We start from the raw sequence: 18,799 nt of genomic DNA on the forward strand, positions 1-18,799 counted from the left end.
CCACCGTACGGCGGGTCGTGAGCCGGGCCGGGCAGAGGCCGTCAGGCTGACCCTGGTCGGCGGGCACCGCCCGCCCTACGGAAAGGAGCAGGCCGTGCTGGAGCGCAAGCGCCGGAAGAGCACGACCGATGTCACCTTCGTCCTCCCCGAGGACATTCCGCCGGGGCCGGTGAGCGTCGTGGGCACCTTCAACGACTGGCGTCCGGGCGCGCACGTCCTCGTACCCCGGAGCGACGGCAAGCGGGCCGTGACCGTGGCTCTGCCCGCCAGAAGCACGCACAGTTTCCGCTACCTGGGGGCCGGGGACCACTGGTTCGACGAGGCGGACGCCGACGGGCACGAGGAGGGCAACAGCCGCCTGCGCCTCTGACCGGGGTGGGGGTGGTGAGGCGTCCGGCCCCGTAGCGGGCCGCCGTCTGCCGGGGCGTCCTACGACGGATCGCCCCCGTGCGATTCGGGGGCCTCGCCGGATGGATGCCGTCGGGACCGCGGGGAGGAGAGTTCGGCGCGGACCAGGGCGGCCGCCAGCCTGGGCAGGTCCTCGGTGCCCACAAGACCCGCCAGGCCCCCGGGGGTCCGTGGGAGTCCGAGCCCCGCCGCGGCCCGGCGAGCCCTGCGGTCGAACGCGGGGCGCAGCTCGGGCCACACGCCCTGGGCCTCGCGGCAGAAGATGTCGGCGCCCACGGGCCCGATCCGCGGGACCTCCTGGAGCAGTTCGCGGATGCGGCCCGGGTCCTCACCGGCCGCGCTGCGCAGTCGGCGCAGGTCCCCTCCGTACCGGTCGAGAACCAGGTCGGCGGCCTCTCCCAGGGCCGTCGCCGTGCCTTCGTCGTAGCGGCGGTAGTGTGCGCGGCCCAGCGCGTCCACCCTGTCCCGCCAGGAGGAAGCCGCCATCGCCCGGGGCGTGCGCCACCCCGCGGCATACAGCTCGCGGGCGGCCGCCACCGCGATGTCGGCCTTGATACGGACCGAGAACAGCAGGCACAGCGTCAGCAGTTGGTAGAGCGGCATGGGCGTGTTCCCCAGGCGGATGCCCGCCTCCTCGGCATGGGTCCGCCCGTGCTCCGCCAGCAGGTCCTCTACGGTGGCGCGCTGCGTCATGACGGACCTCCGGGGAGTGTCCCGCACAGGCGGGGCGTTGTGAAGATGCGGTTGCCGGTAGTAGCGAGACGACTGTCTGGAGTAGCCGGGCTCGCCGGAGTGCTTCGTCCCGTCGAGCTCGGGCATCTCCTTGATCGGCCTCATGGTGGCCGCTGCCCCTTTCCCGACGGGCGAAACCCACCCCGCCACCCGCCGTGCGGTGGCGATGCACACGGTTCGGCCAGCGGACACCGGCGCCCCGCGCAGAGCGCAGCGGAGCGACCGGCGGGCGGGCGGCGGGCGGGCGGCGGGCGGGCGGCGGGCGGCGAAGGCGAGGTGGGCGTGACGACCAGAACATCATCAGCTCGGTCAAGGTCCCTTCCGACTACAGCGGCGACACCCCTGTGCTCACCGAAGACACCGCCTCGCCGGCCGACTTCAACGACCTTGGATCGACTTGACGTTGTCGCCGAAGGTCCAGCCCTTTGAGCCGTCCCAGTTGACCGACCAGGTCATGAGCCCCTTCAGCGAACCGCCGAAGGCGTTCCACGACTGGCTGACGAGGCTCGGCGCCATGAAGCCACCGCCCGCGCCGGGCTGGGCCGGCAGGCCGGGCACCTGCTTGTCGTAGGGCACCTTGATGGTGGTGCCCTGGATGACCAGCCCGTTGTTCAGGCATGTGGTCTGCGCGGTGAAGCCCTGGACGGTACCGGCCTGGTAGGAGTCGCCGGAGCAGCCGTACATGCTGCCGTTGTAGTACTGCATGTTCAGCCACCACAGGCGCCCGTTGTCGGCGTACTTCTTGATGATCGGCAGGTAGGAGCCCCAGATCGATCCGTACGTGACGCTTCCGCCGGTCACGTACGCGGTTTCGGGGGCCATGGTCAGGCCGAAGCCGGCGGGCATCTGAGCCAGCACGCCGTCGATGATGCGCACGAGGTTGGCCTGGGAGGCGGACAGCGTGTTGATGTTGCCGCTTCCGGAGAGGCCGGTCTCGATGTCGATGTCGATTCCGTCGAAGTTGTACTTCTTGAGGATCGGGACGACGGTCGCCACGAACCGGTCGGCGACCGTGCTGGAGCTCAGGTCGATGCCTGCGGCGGCGCCGCCGATCGACATCAGGATCGTCGCCCCGGCCGCCTTGGCCTGGCACATCTCGGCGGGGGTCGAGACCTTGACGTTGGCGTCCATGCCGTCCTGCCACAGGACGGTGCCGTCCGAGAGGATCACCGGGAAGGCGGCGTTGACGACGTTGTAGCCGTGCACCGCGATCCGGCTGTCCGTGATGGGGATCCACCCCATGCCGGGGTGGACGCCGTTCAGGGCGCCGTCCCAGTTCTCCCAGTACCCCTGCAGGACCTTGCCCGACGGCTTGGGCTTCGTGGGGCAGGTGTCACCGGGTGGGGGCGTGGTCGGCGTAGGCGTCGGTGTGGGTGTGGGCGTCGGTGTGGGCGTCGGCGTCGGCGTAGGCGAGGGGCTGGCTCCGCCGGGGCCCGCGAGCGACACGTCGTCCGCGTAGTACGCGGGCTGCCCGTACCAGCCGTGCAGGTGGACGGTCACCGAGGTGGTGGTCGGCCCGGTGGTGAAGCCGACGCTGAGCCGGCCGTACGACGGGGTGTCCGGCGTCCAGGTGGACGGCGTACCGGTGATGCCGGTGCCGGTGGCGCCCAGGTAGACGTAGCTGCCCTGGACGTGGGCGCTCAGCGTGTACGGGGAGTTGGGCTGCACGCTGACGGTCTGGGTGCACTGGGCGTTGTCCAGGCCGGTCGGCGTGGCCTTGAGCGCAGAGGCGCCGGAGCGAACCGGGCTGGTGACGGTCGTGCCGGATCCGCTGGAGCAGGTCCAGTCGGAGAGCCCGTTCTCGAATCCGGAGTTGGCCACCAACTCGGCGGTGGCGGCCCCGGCCGTGACGGAGCCGGTCACGGCGATACCGGCACCGATGACGGCGGCGGCGCTCAGCCCGGCGAGGGAACGCATCAGGATGGTTGGTCCCTGCCCGGCGTGGCGGGGTCGGCCCGTGTCACCGGACTGATGTGGAGTACGCGACCTCCGACGGAACATGCTGTGCTCCCTTCCCGCCGAGCGCCATGGGTCATGACCGGCGCGTGGGGGCGTGACGCTCGGCTCGGGTGAGGTGGGGACATGTGGGGCTGTGCCGGACCGGATCGTAGGAGCGACAACAGGGCCCGTCAATAGGTCTGGACCAATAGTGAGGGGTGGGCAGACCCGGGCCGGGTGGGCCGGGGCGCGGCCCGCCCGACCCCTCCGGTCGTGGGGAGGGCGGCGGCACGTGCCGCACCCACGGCGCCCCCTCATGTCCCCGCCACTCGTTCGTCCCCGGTTGATCGCCCCCGGGCGGGGTAGCGGAGCGGCATGGCCATCGAGAACGCTTCCGCCCCCGCGACCGGCTACGTACAGCCCGATATCGACGTCCCGGCGCTCACCGAGGTGCTGGACGGCGAGTACGCCGGGATCCGCAGCCTTGTCCGTGCCAACCTTGCGGCGTACTCCTCCGTCCTCGAGGAGGCTGACGAGCTCGGCATCGACGCGTTTCGCGAGCGGGTGCGCGAGGTCGTCGTCGGGATGGCCGCGACGGGCCAGACCGGCATGGGCTTTCCCCCCGAGTACGGCGGGGGCGGTGACGTCGGGGCCTCGATCGCCGCGTTCGAGACGCTGGCCTTCGGCGACCTGTCGGTCCTGGTGAAGATCGGCGTGCAGTTCGGACTCTTCGGCGGCGCGATCCTTCATCTGGGCACCGAGCGCCACCACGAGGCCTACCTCCCGGACCTGATCACCGGGGAGCTCATGGGCTGCTTCGCGATGACCGAGACCGGGCACGGCTCCAACGTCCAGGCGCTCGGTACCCTCGCGCGGTACGACGCCGCGGGCCGGGAGTTCGTCATCACCACGCCCGACGACTCCGCGCGCAAGGACTACATCGGCAACGCCGCCCGCCACGCCGAACTGGCCGTCGTCTTCGCCCAGCTGGAGGTGGACGGCCGGTCCCATGGCGTGCACGCCTTCGTCGTCCCCCTCCGGGTGGGCGGAACGACGGCGCCCGGCGTCCGGATCGAGGACGACGGCCGCAAGATGGGGCTCAACGGCGTGGACAACGGCCGCATCTGGTTCGACGGTGTACGGGTGCCGCGCGAGGCACTGCTCAACAGATTCGCCGACGTCACCCCCGAGGGCGTCTACGAGAGCGCGATCGACAACCCCAACCGGCGCTTCTTCACCATGCTCGGCACCCTGGTGCAGGGCCGGGTCAGCGTCGCCGGAGCCGGGATCAACGTCGCCAAGGTCGCCCTGGCCATCGCCACGAAGTACGCCGTGCGGCGCCGGCAGTTCGAGGCGGCCCCGGACACCGAGGAGCAGGTGCTCCTCGACTACGGTCTGCACCAGCGCCGCCTGCTGCCGCTCATCGCCCGGACGTACGCCTTGCACGTCGCGCAGGACGTCGTGCGCACGCAGCTGCACGAGGTCTTCTCGGGCACCGAGGACGAGGCGCGGGCGCGGCGCCGGCTCGAGTCACGGGCCGCGGGCATCAAGGCGCTCGGCACCTGGCACGCCACCCGGGTCGTCCAGGAGTGCCGCGAGGCGTGCGGCGGCGCCGGCTATCTCGCCGTCAACCGGTTCGCCGCACTCAAGAGCGACAGCGACGTCTTCACCACCTTCGAAGGCGACAACCACGTCCTGTTGCAGCTCGTGGCGAAGGGGCTGCTCACCGATCACGCGAGCGAGTTCGAGGACCTCGACCAGCTCGGCATGGTCCGCTACGTCACCAACCTCGCCGTGGAGACGGTCCTCGAGCGGACGTCGGCCCACAAACTGCTCGAGCGGGTACGCGACCTGCTGCCCGGCGGCGACGAGTGGGACCGGGAGGCCGGCCTGCTCGACTCGGAGTACCAGCTCGCCATGGTCCGCTTCCGTGAGGAACACATGCTCGCCGGCCTGGCCCGGCGGATCAAACGCGGGATCGACCAGAAGCGCTCTCCCGGCGCCGTCTTCTCGCAGGTGCAGGACCACGTCATCGCGCTCGCGCGCGCACACGTCGAGCGGCTCGTGACGGAGGCCTTCGTCGACAAGGTGCGCACGCTGCCCGAAGGGGGCGAGAAGGCGGCACTGGCCCTCCTGTGCGATCTGTTCGCCCTGTCCACGATCGAGGCGGACCGGGCCTGGTTCATGGAGCACGGGCGGCTGACCGTCCAGCGTTCCAAGGCGATCAGCCGCGAGGTGAACGATCTCTGCCGCAAGGTACGTCCCCTCGCGGTCGACCTCGTCGACGCGTGGGGCATCCCGTCCGCCGTGCTGCGGGCGCCGGATCTCGTGGGCTGAGCCGGGGCCGCCGCCGGACATCGGACATCGGTACGGGGATCGGATCACGCGCCGACCGTGTCGGCGGGCGCCCCGGGTCGCCCTTCGCGGCGGTACGGCGTACGAGGGACGGCGGTACGGCGGTACGGGGGTACCGATCCCCCACCGAGGGGACGGACGGCGCGCGACGGCGCGCCCAGGATGCCGGAGCGTGTGGAATGTCCGAGGCTGGGCAGCCGAGAGGATATCCACCCGTAACGGACATGAAGGACAGTCGTGGCTGCCAGCGGAGCACATCCCATGCATCAGGCCGATTCCGGACCCGACCCGGACGGCGGTCACCGTTCGAGGATCGCGCTCCGCGTCAACGGCACGGACCGCAACCTCGACGTGGACCACCGCGTCACCCTGCTCGACGCCCTGCGCGAGACCCTGGAGCTGACCGGGACCAAGAAGGGCTGCGACCACGGCCAGTGCGGCGCCTGCACCGTCCTCGTGGACGGCCGGCGCGCGAACAGCTGCCTGCTGCTCGCCGTGGCCCAGGACGGGGCCGAGGTCACCACCGTCGAAGGTCTCGCCGACGCGGACGGAACGCTGCACCCTCTCCAGCGGGCCTTCCTCGCACACGACGCCTTCCAGTGCGGCTACTGCACACCGGGGCAGCTCTGCTCCGCCGTCGGCCTCCTCGGGGAGGCCGCCGACGGACACCCCTCGCACGTCACCGGCCCGACGGCACCGGTCGGCCCCGTCACCCTGACCGCCGAGGAGATCCGTGAGCGGCTCAGCGGAAACCTCTGCCGCTGCGGTGCCTACAACGGGATCGTCGAAGCCGTCGCCGAGGTGGGCGCCGAGATGAACGGCGCCCGCATCACCGCCCCTTCCGCGCCGGCAACCCCTCCGAGTCCGGATGTGATCGCGTGAAGCCCTTCGCCTACGTCCGGGCCACCAGCCTCCGGGAAGCCGTGGAGGCCCACGCCCGCCGCCCGGGCTCCCGCTACCTCGGCGGCGGCACCAACCTCGTCGACCTCATGAAGCACGACGTCGAAACGCCGACCGCCCTCATCGACATCTCCCGGCTCCCGCTGAACCAGGTCGAGGAGCTGCCCACGGGAGGACTCCGGATCGGAGCCACCGTGCCCAACGCCGATCTGGCCGCGCACCCCCTCGTACGGGGCCGATATCCCGCCCTGTCCCAGGCCCTGCTCGCCGGTGCGTCCGGGCAGCTGCGCAACGTGGCCACCACCGGCGGGAACCTGCTCCAGCGCACCCGGTGCCCGTACTTCCAGGACGTGTCCAAACCCTGCAACAAGCGCGAACCGGGCACCGGCTGCGGCGCCCTCGACAGCATGCACCGCGACCTCGCCGTCCTCGGCCACTCCGAGCACTGCGTCGCCACGCACCCCTCCGACATGGCGGTGGCACTGGCCGCGCTGGATGCCGGAATCGAGCTGTACGGCGCAGAGGAGGGACGCCGGCACGTCGCGGCGACCGCGTTCCACCGGTTGCCCGGAGCCCGCCCCGAGCAGGACACCGTCATCCACCCCGGGGAGATCGTCACCGCCGTGGTCCTGCCCCCGGCGGCCCCCGAGGCCGTCTCCCTCTACCGCAAGGCCCGCGACAGGGCCTCGTACGCCTTCGCCCTCGCGTCGGTGGCCGCCGTACTGGAACTCGCCGACGGCCGGGTGCGGCACGTCGCCCTCGCCTTCGGCGGACTCGCCCACCGGCCCTGGCGCGCCACCGTCGCCGAACAGCTGCTGGCGGGTGCGCCGCTCACCGACGAGAACGTGGACCGGGCGGTGGACGCCGAGCTGGCGCAGGCGCGGCCGCTGCGCGGCAACGCGTTCAAGGTCGGGCTCGCCCGCAACCTCGCCCGTGACGCGCTCACGGCCCTGGCGCGCGCCTCCGGTGGGCAGCCCCCCGCGCGCCTGCCGTAGCCATCCGCCTCCGCCCGCACGGATCCACACCGATCCGGCACCGATCAGCACCGATTCGACCAGACAGGGAGCGTCATGCACCCCACGAACGCCCTCGGCAGCCCCGCGCCCCGGCGGGAGGGACGCGAGAAGGTCACGGGTGCCGCCCGCTACGCCGCCGAGCACACCCCGCCCGGCTGTGCCTACGCCTGGCCGGTGCCCGCGACCGTCGCCAGCGGCCACGTCACCGCCGTCGACGACACCGCGGCCGCCGCCCTGCCCGGCGTCATCGGCGTCCTGACCCCGTTCAACGCGCCGCGCCTGGGCGCCTCCGAGGACCCGACGCTGCAAGTGCTCCAGGACCTCCGCGTCCCCCACCGCGGCTGGTACGTGGCCCTCGCGGTCGCCGACACCCTCGAAGGGGCGCGCGCCGCCGCCTCCGAGGTGAGGGTCACGTACGCGAGCGAACCGCACGACGTCACCCTCCGCGCGGACCACCCCGACGTCTACACCCCCGAGGAGGCCAACGGGGGGCACCCCGGCCACCGGGAGCAGGGCGACCCGGACACGGCCCTGTCCACCGCCCCCGTGCGGGTCGACTGCGCGTACGCGGTGCCGCCCCTGCACAACCACCCCATGGAACCGCACGCCGCCACCGCCGACTGGGACGCCGGCCGCCACCACTTGACCGTGCACGACTCCAGCCAGGGGGCGGGGCCCGTCCGCGCCGCGCTGGCCTCCCTGTTCAAGCTCCCGGAGGACGACATCACGGTCGTATCCGAGCACGTGGGCGGCGGTTTCGGTTCCAAGGGCACCCCGCGCCCCCACGTGGTCCTGGCCGCGATGGCCGCGCGCCACTACGGCCGGCCCGTCAAGTTCGCACTTCCCCGGGGCCACCTGCCCGCGACCGTCGGCCACCGCGCACCCACCCTGCACCGGATCTCGCTGGGCGCCCGCGCCGACGGAAGCCTCACCGCCCTCACCCACGAGGTCACCACCCACACCTCACGTGTCCGCGAGTTCGTCGAGCAGGCAGCCGTGCCCGCGCGCGTCATGTACGCCGTACCGGACATCCGCACCACGCACCGCGCCGTCGCCCTCGACGTGCCGACCCCGTCGTGGATGCGCGCGCCCGGGGAGGCCCCCGGCATGTACGCCCTGGAATCGGCGATGGACGAACTGGCCGACGCCCTCGGCATCGACCCGATCGAGCTGCGGGTACGCAACGAACCCGTGTCCGAACCCGACAGCGGCCGTCCCTTCAGCAGCCGCCACCTCGTGGAGTGCCTGCGCGAGGGCGCCGAACGGTTCGGCTGGGTGAACGGGCGCGCCCCGCGGCACGAGGGCCCGTACCTCATCGGCGCCGGGATGGCCTCCGCCACCTATCCCGTACTGGTCGCCCCCTCCAGCGCCCGCGCGCACGCGCGTCCCGACGGCGGCTACCTCGTCGAGATCAACGCCACCGACATCGGGACCGGCGCCCGTACCGTCCTGGCCCAAGTGGCCGCCGACGCCCTGCGGGTCCCCGTCGGCCGTGTCGCCGTCGCCATCGGGCACACCGGGCTGCCCGCGGCGTCTCTCGCCGGAGGCTCCTCCGGCACGGCGTCCTGGGGATGGGCCGTCCACGACGCCTGCGCCGCCCTGACCGCACGGCTGGAGAGCCACCGCGGGCCACTGCCGGCCGAGGGCCTGTCCGCGTCGGCGGACACCACGCAGTCGGCCAAGCAGAAGTCCCCCTATGCCCGGCACGCGTTCGGCGCGCACTTCGCCGAGGTCGCGGTCGACACGGTCAGCGGAGAGGTACGGGTGCGACGCCTGCTCGGCGTCTTCGCCGCCGGCCGCATCCTGAACCCGCATACCGCGCGCTCGCAGTTCAAGGGCGCCATGGTCATGGGGATCGGCATGGCGCTGACCGAACACAGCACCATGGACGCGGAATTCGGCGATTTCACCGAGAGCGATCTGGCGGCTTATCACGTCCCCGTGCACGCCGACGTGCCGGACATCGAGACCCACTGGATCGACGAACACGACAAGCACCTCAACCCGATGGGCAGCAAGGGAATCGGGGAGATCGGCATCGTCGGCACGGCCGCCGCCATCGGCAACGCCGTCGCCCATGCCACGGGACACCGCCTGCGCGAACTGCCCCTGACGCCCGACCGCGTACTGACCGCACTGCACGGGAGCGCATGAGCACTCGACCGCTCACGACCGTCCGGCGCACGCCCGGCCCGGAACCGGGTCACCCCACACGTGCGCGGGACGTGATCGCGTGGGGTATCCCGGGTGGGTCAGTGGAGGCAGAGGCAGAAGGGATGGCCGGCCGGGTCCGCGTAGACCCGCCAGTTGGCCTCCGGGCGTAGCTGGTCCGTGCGCACCAGGACGGTCGCGCCGAGAGCGAGCGCGCGCTCTTCCTCACCGTCGAGGTCGTCCACGTCGAAGTCCAGGTGGAGCTGCTGCGGGTGCTGCCGGCCGGGCCATTCGGGCGGTCGGTAACCGTCCACCCGCTGGCAGGCCAGCGGTGTTCCCTCGAACCCGTGCACCTCGATCCAGTCGGGATCCTTGGGGTCCGCGACGACCCGGCCTCCGAGCAATCCCGCGCAGAACTCCGCGAGCCGAACCGGATCGCCGCAGTCCAGCGCCACCGCCTGCACTTTTCGAATCACGTCGACACCTCTCGTGCGTCTGTACAGGTGGGGCCGTACCCGCCCCGGCGGACGACATGCGCCGACCGCCGGGTTCGAGCAGGAGGCCTCAGCGAGGGCGCTCGTACGCCTCCAGGTGGGTCGCCGAGAGGGTCAGGCCGTCCGCCGCCGTCGTACAGCGGGCGGCCAGGGTTTCGACCTGGCGGCGGAAGGCTTCCGCTTCCGGGCCCTGCCAGGTGAGGGCCTCGGCCGAGGCGCGCAGGCGGTCCGCGTGGGCGCGCAGGGCCGTGGAGTGGGCGCGCAGGCCGGCCGCGGGGTCGCGGCGGTGTTCGGATCGGGCGGCCGGGATCGTGGTCACAGGGACCTCCAGGGGGCGAAGGCGTTGGTGACCCCGGCCAGGGCCGGGGCGAGTTCGGGGTGGTGGCGCAGCAGTACGGTGACCATGGAGTTGCGGTCGACCCACTCCAGGCCCTCGGCCGTGTAGACCTCGGGCCGGTAGTCGGTGGTGAAGAAGCGGTCGCTCTTCAGCCGCCGGCTGGCCATCAGGATGAAGATCCGGAAGAGGGAGTCACTGAAGCCGAACCCGGCGGGGCGGGGCTCCGCGAGGTTCCCGACCAGGGTGTCGACCCGGTCGAGCCGTCCCTCGTACAGGTCCCTGAGCAGCGGGGTGTCCCCCGGATGACCTCCGGTGAGCTCCTTGAAGGAGGCGACCGGGCGCTTGCGCAGCATCTGCCGGTAGGCGTTGTAGCGCGGGATGCCGCGCTCGCGGTCGCGCAGGATGTCGACCGTCCCGAGGTCGATGCGCTCGCCGGAGAGCCGGGCGAGGTCCCGCAGCGCGTCGGGGTGGTTGTGCAGGACGAGGGCGCCGGGGTGCTCGGTGCCGAAGGTGTAGAGCAGGTCGCTCATCCCGTACGCGTCGATGGCGCTGCGGGTGGTCTCGCCCTGCATGTCGTCGAATCCGATGACCTCGCGGACGGCCCCCCGGGTGTGGTCGCGCACCGTCACCTCGTCGGGGATGAGCGGGTGCAGCCGGTAGGCGGAGACGAACTCCTCCGTCATCGAGTACGGCGCCGCGTGGTGGTCGGTCGGCGAGCCGAGGATGCCGCTGAGCATCTCGCCGCTGCCGATCCGGCCGAACCGCTTGGAAACCCAACGGGGCAGCACGCCGTACCAGTTGGCGTCCATCGCGCGTTTCAGTACGGGGGTGTCGAGGACGCCCGGGGTCCACTCCACCGTGTGGATCTTCGCCATCAGGGCGGTGTTGACCAGCCGCGCCGTGTGGAAGAGCCGCTCGTCGTCCCACGTGGGGTGGTGGGAACGGATCTGGTCGCAGATCGCGTTGTGTTCCTTCGCGAAGAGCGTGTGGAGCAGTGAGAGGCCGGTCCAGTAGTCGCTGTTCATCCCTGTGGCGTCGAGGCAGGCCAGGTCGGGGCGGGGGTCGGAGGGCAGCCGGCCGTCCCGGACGATGAGGTGTCCGTGCTCGGCGGTGCGCAGGGAGCGGCAGCGGGCTTCGTCCGAGCCGTAGATCTGCGAACCGTCCCACCAGTGCGTGACGGTGTTCTCGTACGTCGGCGGCGCGTCCGCGGTGGTGTGGGCGACCGGGTCGGGGCGGGTGCGGTGCACCCGCATCGGGCACCCGCCGCCTGCCCAGTCGTCGGCGGCGGCGAGCGGGACGCTGAAGGGCTCGGCCTCCTCGTTGTCCCCGTGGTTGGCCCAGCCGTGGTTCTGGAACTGGATCCACGCGGCGGCGAGCAGGTTGAGGCTGGGGGCGGGGGTGAAGCCGTTGGAGCGGGCGAGCAGTTGCCTGCTGATCTCGCGGGGGCTCGGCGTCATGAGGTCTTCGTCGGAGTCCGGGAAGACCATGTGCAGCGGCGCGTTGCGGTCGAGCCGCGTTCCGGCCCTGCCCATGTCGATGTCGTGCGGGTCGTAGCCGGAGCCGTCGTACGAGCGGTAGGGCGCGAGGCTGCGCGAGGCCCGGCGGGGGCGTTCGCCGCCCGCGCCGTAGGTGTCGTACAGGTTCTTGCGGCGCAGGTCGTCGCGGAGCACACGGAGGTTCAACATGCCGACCGGGCCGGGGAGTTCCCACCAGTCGCGCGAGCGGTTGATCCGGTCGAAGGCGGCCGAGCCGAGGCGCTCCAGGAGTCCGGGCGGGCCGTAGGGGGCGGGGGCGGGGCGTTCGGCCTGCGCGGGCAGGGGCGCCGGGCGCGCGGCGGTCCCCGCCGTTCGCGGCGTGCGGGTCGTGCGGGTTGCGTCCTTCCTGCCCGCGGTGTCCGTCGTGTCCGTCGTGTCCGTCGTGTCGGTCATCGTGAGGTCCTCAGCGGTCGTAGAGCCGGAAGAGCCGGGTGTCGGTGACCCGGCCGCGGAACCGGGTGAGTTCCGCGTCGACATGGGCGCTCACCTCGGGCACGTCGAACCGGAGGTTGTGCTCGTACCGTTCGGCCGCGTGGCACAGCGGGAAGGCGTGCGTGTCGTCGGTCCAGGTGAATTCGGTGAACTGCGCGGGCAGGGCGTACGGGGAGACCGAGGAGCGCCCCTCCAGGCTCGGCACGACATCGTGCTCGTTGATCAGCGAGCAGACCCGGGTTGCCGGGTCCGCGGGCCGCTTCCCGTCGATGGGCGAGCCGACGGCGACGACGTGCGTGACCCGGTACAGCGCGCAGAACTCCCGGTCCGCGGCCAGGTTCATCGCGGTGATCCCGCCCAGGCTGTGGCCGACCAGCGCGATCTCGGTGCCCGTGGGAATCGCCAGCCGCAGGGCCCGTGCGGAGGCCCTGGAATAGGGGGTGCTGGGCCTGGCCACCGCGTGGACCGCGCCGAGCAGGTCCTGCGGGCTCTCGTTCCGCACCCCGTCCGTGGACATACCGGCGAGCTGGACCACGTACCGCGTCATCTCGTCGGGGCCCGTCACGCGCTGGACGAGCAGGATGCCCTTGGTGCCGACCGTCCCGATGTTGCGGAGGTACCCGCCGATGGTGCCGGAGGTGTCGAGGCGCTCCAGCAGAGCCGGCTCCGGGGGCGTGGGCTCGGCGCGGCCCGGCCCGCGGTCCAGGAAGGCCCAGACCCGGCTGCTGACGCCCATGACCGGTTCCGCGGCGGTCAGGGTGCGGCCGGTGGCGATCTCCCAGCCGGCCTCGTCGTTGAAGGGGTTCTCGTCGGTCAGCGCGTTCCACGCCAGGATGTCGGCGAAGGACGGGGCGAGCAGCGCGAAGGCGCGTTCGGCGCCCTGGCTGCCGATGATCCGCTTGAAGGTACGGACCGCCTCGCGCTGCCGGTCCTGCTCGACGGCCCTGAGCACGTGTGCGGTGTCGGGGTCGCTGAGCAGCTCGGGATGCGCGACGGCGGCCGCCCGGATGCGGGCCTTGAGACCGGTGACGGCGAGGCTGACCGCCAGGCTCTCCCGGCTGGTGAGGACTCCGGCGAGCCGGCCGGCGCGGGCGATCCCGCGGCCGTCCGCGGCCCATCCCAGGCCCTTCGGGTCCCTGAGCGTACGGAGCAGGGTGCGCAGCGCGGTACGGGCGCGGCCGGAGGCGCCCAGCGCGGCCAGCGGCAGCCGGGTGCCCAGGGCCAGTTCGGAGGCGTGCCGGGAGGCCTCGCGCACGGCGTCGGCGGCCTCGGCCAGGTCGCGGCAGAGCCGGTGCAGGCCGGCCATGTCCGGTTCCCCGCCGACGGGGGCTGATGCGGTGGAGGGGACGGTGACGAGTTCGGGCACGGGGGGACTCATTCCGGGTCTCGGCGGTGGGCCAGCCGCAGCCGCATCGCGGCCGTGTCCAGCGTTCCGGGCAGCGGACGGTGCGGGTCGACGGCGGGGCGGCCCCCGGTGATCCGGTGGCTCCGCAGCACCTGCGCGCAGACGGCCGAGGTCAGGAGCAGGGCGAGCTGGTCGCCGGGGCAGCGTCCGCCGCCGTGGCCGAAGGGCGCCATCCGGGTGTCCCGGTCGGCGTCCGGCTCCAGCCAGCGGCCGGGTACGAAGAGGTCGCCCGCCGGTACGCGGGCGGAGTCCCGCTGGTGGAACCCGATGGGGACCAGGACGGAGGTCCCGGCCGGGTAGCGCACCCCGCGCCATTCGGTTTCGGCGCGGGTGACCCGTACCAGGTCGGGGACGATCGGATAGAGCCGCACCGATTCCTGTACGCAGGCCCGCAGCCGGGGCAGACCGGGCGAGGCGGTGACCGCGTCCGCGTGCGCGGCGTCCTGCTCGGCCGGGTGGCCGGCGAGCAGCAGCAGGGTGCGGGCGACGACGGGGGCGGCGACGTCGATGGCCAGCAGCCAGTGGTGGACCTGGCCGAGCGGGTCGGTGCCCTGGGGGGCGGGGTGCGCGAGGGCCCGGGCGGCGAGGGCGTGGGCGGGTGCGTCGGCCGCGTACGCCGCGATCCGCTCCGAGGCTTTGGCGTAGACCGCCCGGTTGGCTTCGGCCCGGCTCTTGCGCAGGCCCATCCAGTTGCCCTCGTCGCGCAGGGTGCGCAGCCAGCCGGCCAGCTCCCCGTCGTCCGCGGCCCGGTCGCCGAGGACCACCCGGCGGGAGATCCGGCCGAGGCAGCGGCGCACCGCCTCGAAGTCGAGGACGGGGTGGCCGGTGAGCGGCCGGCTCTCCTCCTCGACGACGGTCTGGTACTGCGCGCAGGCGGGGTGGACGGGGCTCCCCCAGGCGAGGGCCTCGTCGTTGACCTTCCGCCGGTCCTCGCGGAGGTCGCCGTGGGAGCAGATGACGCCGGTGGGCTCGACGCCGTTCAGGCCCTTGAGCTTGTCCTCGGCGTCCATGGCGAGGGTGCGTACGGGCTCCTCGAAGAACTGCCGGATGTCCGCCGGGTCGAACAGCACCAGCATCCGCCCGGAGAGCCCGCGCACGGTGACGGGGGCGCCGCCGTGCCGCGCGCGCATGGCGCGCAGGGTGGCCGCCGACCAGCCGTACTGGTCGAGGGCGGCGTACGCCGACACGACCTTGAACCGGGGGCTGACGACACCTCGGACGAAGACGGGCAGGGTGTGGGTGGCGACGAAGCGGGCGGTCTCGACGATGCCGGCTCGGCCCTGGCGGGCGGTGGAGGGCGCGGGGGCGGTGGGGGCCCCAAGGGCCGCGGGGGTGGTCGGGTCGTCCGTCGGGCTCCCGCTCGCGCTTCCGGTCGCCGTGTCGACCCGGCTCTCGGTCCCGGTCACGCCTCGACGACCTTCCCGGGGTTCAGCAGGTTCTTCGGGTCGAAGAGCCGCTTGAGTCCGCGCTGCAACTCCAGGCTCACCGGGTCGAGTTCGCGGGCGAGCCAGTCGCGCTTGAGGGTGCCGATGCCGTGTTCGCCGGTGCTGGTGCCGCCGAGGGCGAGCCCGGCGCCCATGATCTCGTCGTACGCGACCTGGGCCCGGCGGAACTCCTCCGGGTCCGACTCGTCGAAGACGACGGTCGGGTGGAGGTTGCCGTCCCCGGCGTGGCCGAGGGTGAAGATCCGCAGCCGGTTGCGGCGGGCGATCTCCTCGATCGTGCCGATGAACTTGGGGAGTTCGGAGCGGGGTACGGCCACGTCCTCGATGAACGCGGTGGGTTGGCCGCCGAGGGTGGCGGCGAAGGCGCCGAGGGCCGGGGTGACCAGCCGCCTGGCCTCGATGACCTGTCGGGACTCCTCGGGGGTCGAGGCGGTGTGGAGGTGCTCGGCTCCGGCCTCCTTGCAGAGGAGTTCCATCGCGAGGAGGTCGCCCGCGGGGTCGGTCGTGTCGCTCTCGACGATGAGGGTGGCGGCGCTGCCGGGTCGCAGCAGGGCGTGCCCGTGGTCGGCGACGGCCTGGGACGTGGCCCGGTCGAGGAGTTCGAGCGCGGAGGGGATGTGGCCGGCCGCGGTGATCGCCGCGACGGCGTCCCCGGCGGCGGTGAGGCTGGGGAACTGCGCGAGCAGCGCGAGCGCGGCCGGGCGGGCGGGCCGCAGCGCGAGGGTGGCGCCGACGACGACCGCGAGGGTGCCTTCCGAGCCGACGATCAGCCGCGTCAGATCGTAGCCCGCGACGCCCTTGGCGGTGTCGCGTCCGGTACGCGTACGCCGGCCGTCGGGCAGGACGAGGTCCAAGCCGAGCACGTAGTCGGCCGTGACCCCGTACTTCACGCAGCAGATGCCGCCCGCGCCGGTGGCGATGTTTCCGCCGATGGTGCAGCGCTCCCAGGAGGCGGGGTCGGGCGGGTAGGTCAGGCCGTGTTCGGCGACGGCGTCGTTCAGGTGTTTGGTGACGACTCCGGGCTCGCAGCGCACGAGCCGGTTGGCCGGGTCGATTTCGATGATCCGGTCCATCCGGGCGGTGGACAGGACCACGCACCCGTCGATGGCGTTCGCGGCGCCGGCAAGTCCGGTACGGGCGCCCTGCGGGACGACGGGGACACCGAGTTCGTACGTGGTGCGCAGGACGTGCGCGACCTGATCGGCGTCGTGCGGGAGGGCGACGACCGCGGGGGTGCCCGCTTCGGAGAAGGGTGCCGCGTCGCGGGTGTGGGCGGCGAGTGCCGCGGGGTCGGTGCGCAGGGCGTCGGCGGGGAGCCCGGCGCGGAGCCGGTCGAGGAGCAGGGCGGAGCCGGTGGCGGGGTTGCCGGGGGCGGAGGGTGTGGGGGCGGTGGGCATACCGGGCCTTCTGGAGTCGTGACAGTGCTCGTGACAGTGCTCGTGGCGGCGGTCGTGACGGTGCCGGCCACGGCGTTGGCGCTGACGGTGGGGAGGACTGTGCTCAGAGGGAGGGGAGCTCGGTCGTGATCGGTACGTCGATGAGCACCGGCCCGTCCTGCTGGGCGGCCGAGTCCCGGACGAGTTTGGTGAGTTCGCCGGCGCCGTGGGCGGTGTGCGCGCGGACGCCGTAGCCGGTGGCGATCGCCGTGATGTCGAGGCCCGGGATGTCGAGGCCGGGGGCGCCCTGGGCGTGCTCGATCTGCGCGAACCACTGGAGGATCGCGTAGCGGGCGTTGCTGAGGACCACGAAGGTGACGGGGACCTTGTAGGTGGCGGCGGTCCACAGGGCCTGGACGGCGTAGTGGATCGAACCGTCGCCGATGACCGCGACGACGGGCCGGTCGGGGGCGCCCAGCTGTGCTCCGACGGCGGCCGCCGCACCGAATCCGAGGCCACCGCCGGCGGAGAAGAGGTACGAGCCGGGGGTGCTGATCCGGGTGGCCTCGTGGAACTGCGGGACGTTGGAGGGCGACTCGTTGACCCAGAGGGTGTTGTCGGGGGCGCCCTGGGCGATGGCGGTCATGGCTGCGAGGGGGGTCAGCACGCCCTCGGGGCCTTCGGGGATCCGTACCCGCTCGTGGGGCCGGGGGGCCGGCCCGCGGGGCGGGAGCACATCGGCGAGCCGGTCGGTGAGGGCCCGGGCGGACAGCGCGAGATCGGCGACGACCGCGTCCCCGACGGGGGCCTTGGCCGCCTCTTCCGCGTCCCGGGTCAGCAGGATCAGCTCGGCGCCGTCCGGCAGGTAGGAGCCCGGAATGTAGGGGTAGTAGCGGAAGACGGGCGCGCCGATGACCACGACGAGGTCGTGGCCGGTCAGCTGCTGGGTGAGCGGGCCGATGGCCGGGACGAGTTCACCGCGGAACTGCGGGTGGTTGCGGGGGAAGGCCACTCGGGCGGAGACCGGGGCCGCCCAGACCGGCAGGCCGGTGCGTTCCGCGAGTGCGACGACCGCGTCCCAGGCGCCGGACGCGTCGACGTCGTCTCCGACGACGAGGACGGCTGAGCGGGCTCCCGCGATGCGGTCGGCGAGGTGCCGCACCGTCTCCGGGGCGGGGCCGGTGGCGTGGGTGACGCGGCGGGCGGCCGCGGTCTGCGCGCCGCGGTCCTCGGCCTCGGTGAGCTCGGCGTCGAAGTCGTCCATGGGGAGGGAGACGAACACCGGCCCGTGCGGCGGGGTTTCGGCGAGGTGGGCGGCGCGGGCGAGCGCGGGAGCCACGTCCGCGGGGCGCGGGGGCTCGTACGCCCATTTCACGGCGGGCTGCGGGAGGAGCGTCGCCTGGGGGTTGGAGAGCAGGGCCTCCATGGTGAGCATGGCGCGGACCTGCTGGCCGGCGGTGACCACCATGGGGGTGCGGTTGGCGCGGGCGTTGAGGATGGCACCCATGGCGTTCCCGGTGCCGGGGCCGGTGTGCAGGTTCACCAGGGCGGTGGTGCCGGAGGCGAGGGCGAAGCCGTCGGCCATGCCGACGACGACGGCCTCCTGGAGGCCGAGTACGTACCGGAAGTCCTCCGGGAACCGCTTGAGCATGGGCAGTTCGGTCGAGCCCGGATTGCCGAACACCGTGGTCATGCCGCGGGCCCTCAGTACATCCAGGACCGCTTCTCGAACCGTGCGCATGTGTGGATCCTTCCGCCGCCCAGCCGGAAACAACTGATGGTGATCAAGACATCACGCTCCGTGGACAATGGCAAAACCGCTCCACCGGGTGACACGGCCTGCTACATCCACGCCGCGGAGCGCGGCAGGACACCGCCCCGGCCGTTCCCCCGTGTTGACGCCCCGTCCACCCGGTGACGGGAACGTCCCCCACAAGTGGGCTTCTGCGCTCGGCGCTGGAGCCTCGCAATGTGACGCGGAGCGCGTCGGGCCGGGACGTGACAGAGCCCGGCCGGGGTGACTACGGGCTCCGGCCGGGCTCTGCGTGCGTGGGGTGGCGCTCGGGTCAGACGTTCTCGCCGCGCAGGTCCTCTTCGCGCAGCAGGTCGTCCTCGCGACGGTGCGTCTTCTCCTCGCGGCCCGGCTGACGGGACGGCCGGGCGGGCTCGGGGTGCACCGGGTCCTGGCCGGGACGTTGCGGGCGCTGCTGTTCCTCACGGCCCTTGCCCGGCTCCTGGCGCTTGTCCTGCGTACCGCCCATGACGGCAACTCCTT

14 protein-coding genes and 2 pseudogenes are annotated in these 18,799 nt (G+C 72.8%); 5 read left to right on the top strand and 11 right to left on the bottom strand.

The features are described 5' to 3' along the window. Positions 1-94: 94 nt before the first annotated feature. Entirely contained in the window at positions 95-370 is a 276-nt protein-coding gene (locus ACGFZK_RS03015; protein WP_393847055.1) for a hypothetical protein, read from the top strand. 59 nt (positions 371-429) lie between these two features. Here the strand turns inward: ACGFZK_RS03015 and ACGFZK_RS03020 are convergent, their stop codons facing one another. The 3 genes and pseudogenes from ACGFZK_RS03020 to ACGFZK_RS03030 all read right to left on the bottom strand — a co-directional run. Continuing rightward, complete coding sequence (locus ACGFZK_RS03020; protein WP_393847056.1) at positions 430-1,101, bottom strand: endonuclease; 672 nt, start codon at positions 1,099-1,101, stop codon at positions 430-432. Positions 1,102-1,518: 417 nt separating this feature from the next. Then, positions 1,519-2,472 (bottom strand): annotated as a pseudogene (locus tag ACGFZK_RS03025) (chitinase); the annotation flags it as partial. 156 nt (positions 2,473-2,628) lie between these two features. Then, a pseudogene (locus ACGFZK_RS03030) lies at positions 2,629-3,396 on the bottom strand (carbohydrate binding domain-containing protein); the annotation flags it as partial. Positions 3,397-3,453: 57 nt separating this feature from the next. Between ACGFZK_RS03030 and ACGFZK_RS03035 the strand changes: the two are divergent. The 4 genes from ACGFZK_RS03035 to ACGFZK_RS03050 all read left to right on the top strand — a co-directional run bounded on the left by ACGFZK_RS03035 (position 3,454) and on the right by ACGFZK_RS03050 (position 9,503). Beyond that, entirely contained in the window at positions 3,454-5,415 is a 1,962-nt protein-coding gene (locus ACGFZK_RS03035; RefSeq protein ID WP_393847057.1) for an acyl-CoA dehydrogenase, read from the top strand. Between the two features lie 279 nt (positions 5,416-5,694). After that, the gene (locus ACGFZK_RS03040; protein WP_393847058.1) at positions 5,695-6,315 is read left to right on the top strand and encodes a 2Fe-2S iron-sulfur cluster-binding protein; all 621 of its coding nucleotides are present in this window, start codon (positions 5,695-5,697) and stop codon (positions 6,313-6,315) included. Beyond that, on the top strand, positions 6,312-7,328 hold the full coding sequence (locus ACGFZK_RS03045) for an FAD binding domain-containing protein (protein ID WP_393847059.1): 1,017 nt from the start codon (positions 6,312-6,314) through the stop codon (positions 7,326-7,328). Before ACGFZK_RS03040 ends, ACGFZK_RS03045 begins: the two co-directional genes overlap by 4 nt. Positions 7,329-7,403: 75 nt before the next feature. After that, complete coding sequence (locus tag ACGFZK_RS03050) at positions 7,404-9,503, top strand: xanthine dehydrogenase family protein molybdopterin-binding subunit (protein WP_393847060.1); 2,100 nt, start codon at positions 7,404-7,406, stop codon at positions 9,501-9,503. A gap of 98 nt (positions 9,504-9,601) precedes the next feature. Here ACGFZK_RS03050 and ACGFZK_RS03055 read toward each other — a convergent pair whose 3' ends face one another. The 8 genes from ACGFZK_RS03055 to ACGFZK_RS03090 form a co-directional block, all read right to left on the bottom strand. Then, positions 9,602-9,976 carry a VOC family protein gene (locus ACGFZK_RS03055; RefSeq protein ID WP_393847061.1) on the bottom strand — a complete coding sequence of 125 codons (375 nt, stop codon included), beginning with the start codon at positions 9,974-9,976 and terminating at the stop codon, positions 9,602-9,604. Between the two features lie 88 nt (positions 9,977-10,064). Further along, positions 10,065-10,313 carry a hypothetical protein gene (locus ACGFZK_RS03060; RefSeq protein ID WP_393847062.1) on the bottom strand — a complete coding sequence of 83 codons (249 nt, stop codon included), beginning with the start codon at positions 10,311-10,313 and terminating at the stop codon, positions 10,065-10,067. Beyond that, positions 10,310-12,259 carry a peroxidase family protein gene (locus ACGFZK_RS03065; protein WP_393847063.1) on the bottom strand — a complete coding sequence of 650 codons (1,950 nt, stop codon included), beginning with the start codon at positions 12,257-12,259 and terminating at the stop codon, positions 10,310-10,312. Before ACGFZK_RS03065 ends, ACGFZK_RS03060 begins: the two co-directional genes overlap by 4 nt. Before the next feature lie 10 nt (positions 12,260-12,269). Beyond that, complete coding sequence (locus ACGFZK_RS03070) at positions 12,270-13,664, bottom strand: hypothetical protein (protein ID WP_393847064.1); 1,395 nt, start codon at positions 13,662-13,664, stop codon at positions 12,270-12,272. A gap of 8 nt (positions 13,665-13,672) precedes the next feature. After that, complete coding sequence (locus ACGFZK_RS03075) at positions 13,673-15,109, bottom strand: cytochrome P450 (protein ID WP_393847065.1); 1,437 nt, start codon at positions 15,107-15,109, stop codon at positions 13,673-13,675. Then, positions 15,106-16,545 carry an FAD-binding oxidoreductase gene (locus ACGFZK_RS03080; protein WP_393847066.1) on the bottom strand — a complete coding sequence of 480 codons (1,440 nt, stop codon included), beginning with the start codon at positions 16,543-16,545 and terminating at the stop codon, positions 15,106-15,108. The genes ACGFZK_RS03075 and ACGFZK_RS03080 overlap by 4 nt, the downstream gene beginning before the upstream one ends. Positions 16,546-16,648: 103 nt before the next feature. After that, positions 16,649-18,265, bottom strand: a complete 1,617-nt coding sequence (mdlC, locus tag ACGFZK_RS03085) for a benzoylformate decarboxylase (protein ID WP_393847067.1) — start codon at positions 18,263-18,265, stop codon at positions 16,649-16,651. A 325-nt stretch (positions 18,266-18,590) separates the two neighbouring features. Then, positions 18,591-18,785, bottom strand: a complete 195-nt coding sequence (locus tag ACGFZK_RS03090) for a hypothetical protein (protein ID WP_393847068.1) — start codon at positions 18,783-18,785, stop codon at positions 18,591-18,593. Positions 18,786-18,799: the final 14 nt, after the last annotated feature.

It is taken from the genome of Streptomyces sp. NPDC048257, from assembly GCF_043201855.1.
GTDB lineage: Bacteria > Actinomycetota > Actinomycetes > Streptomycetales > Streptomycetaceae > Streptomyces.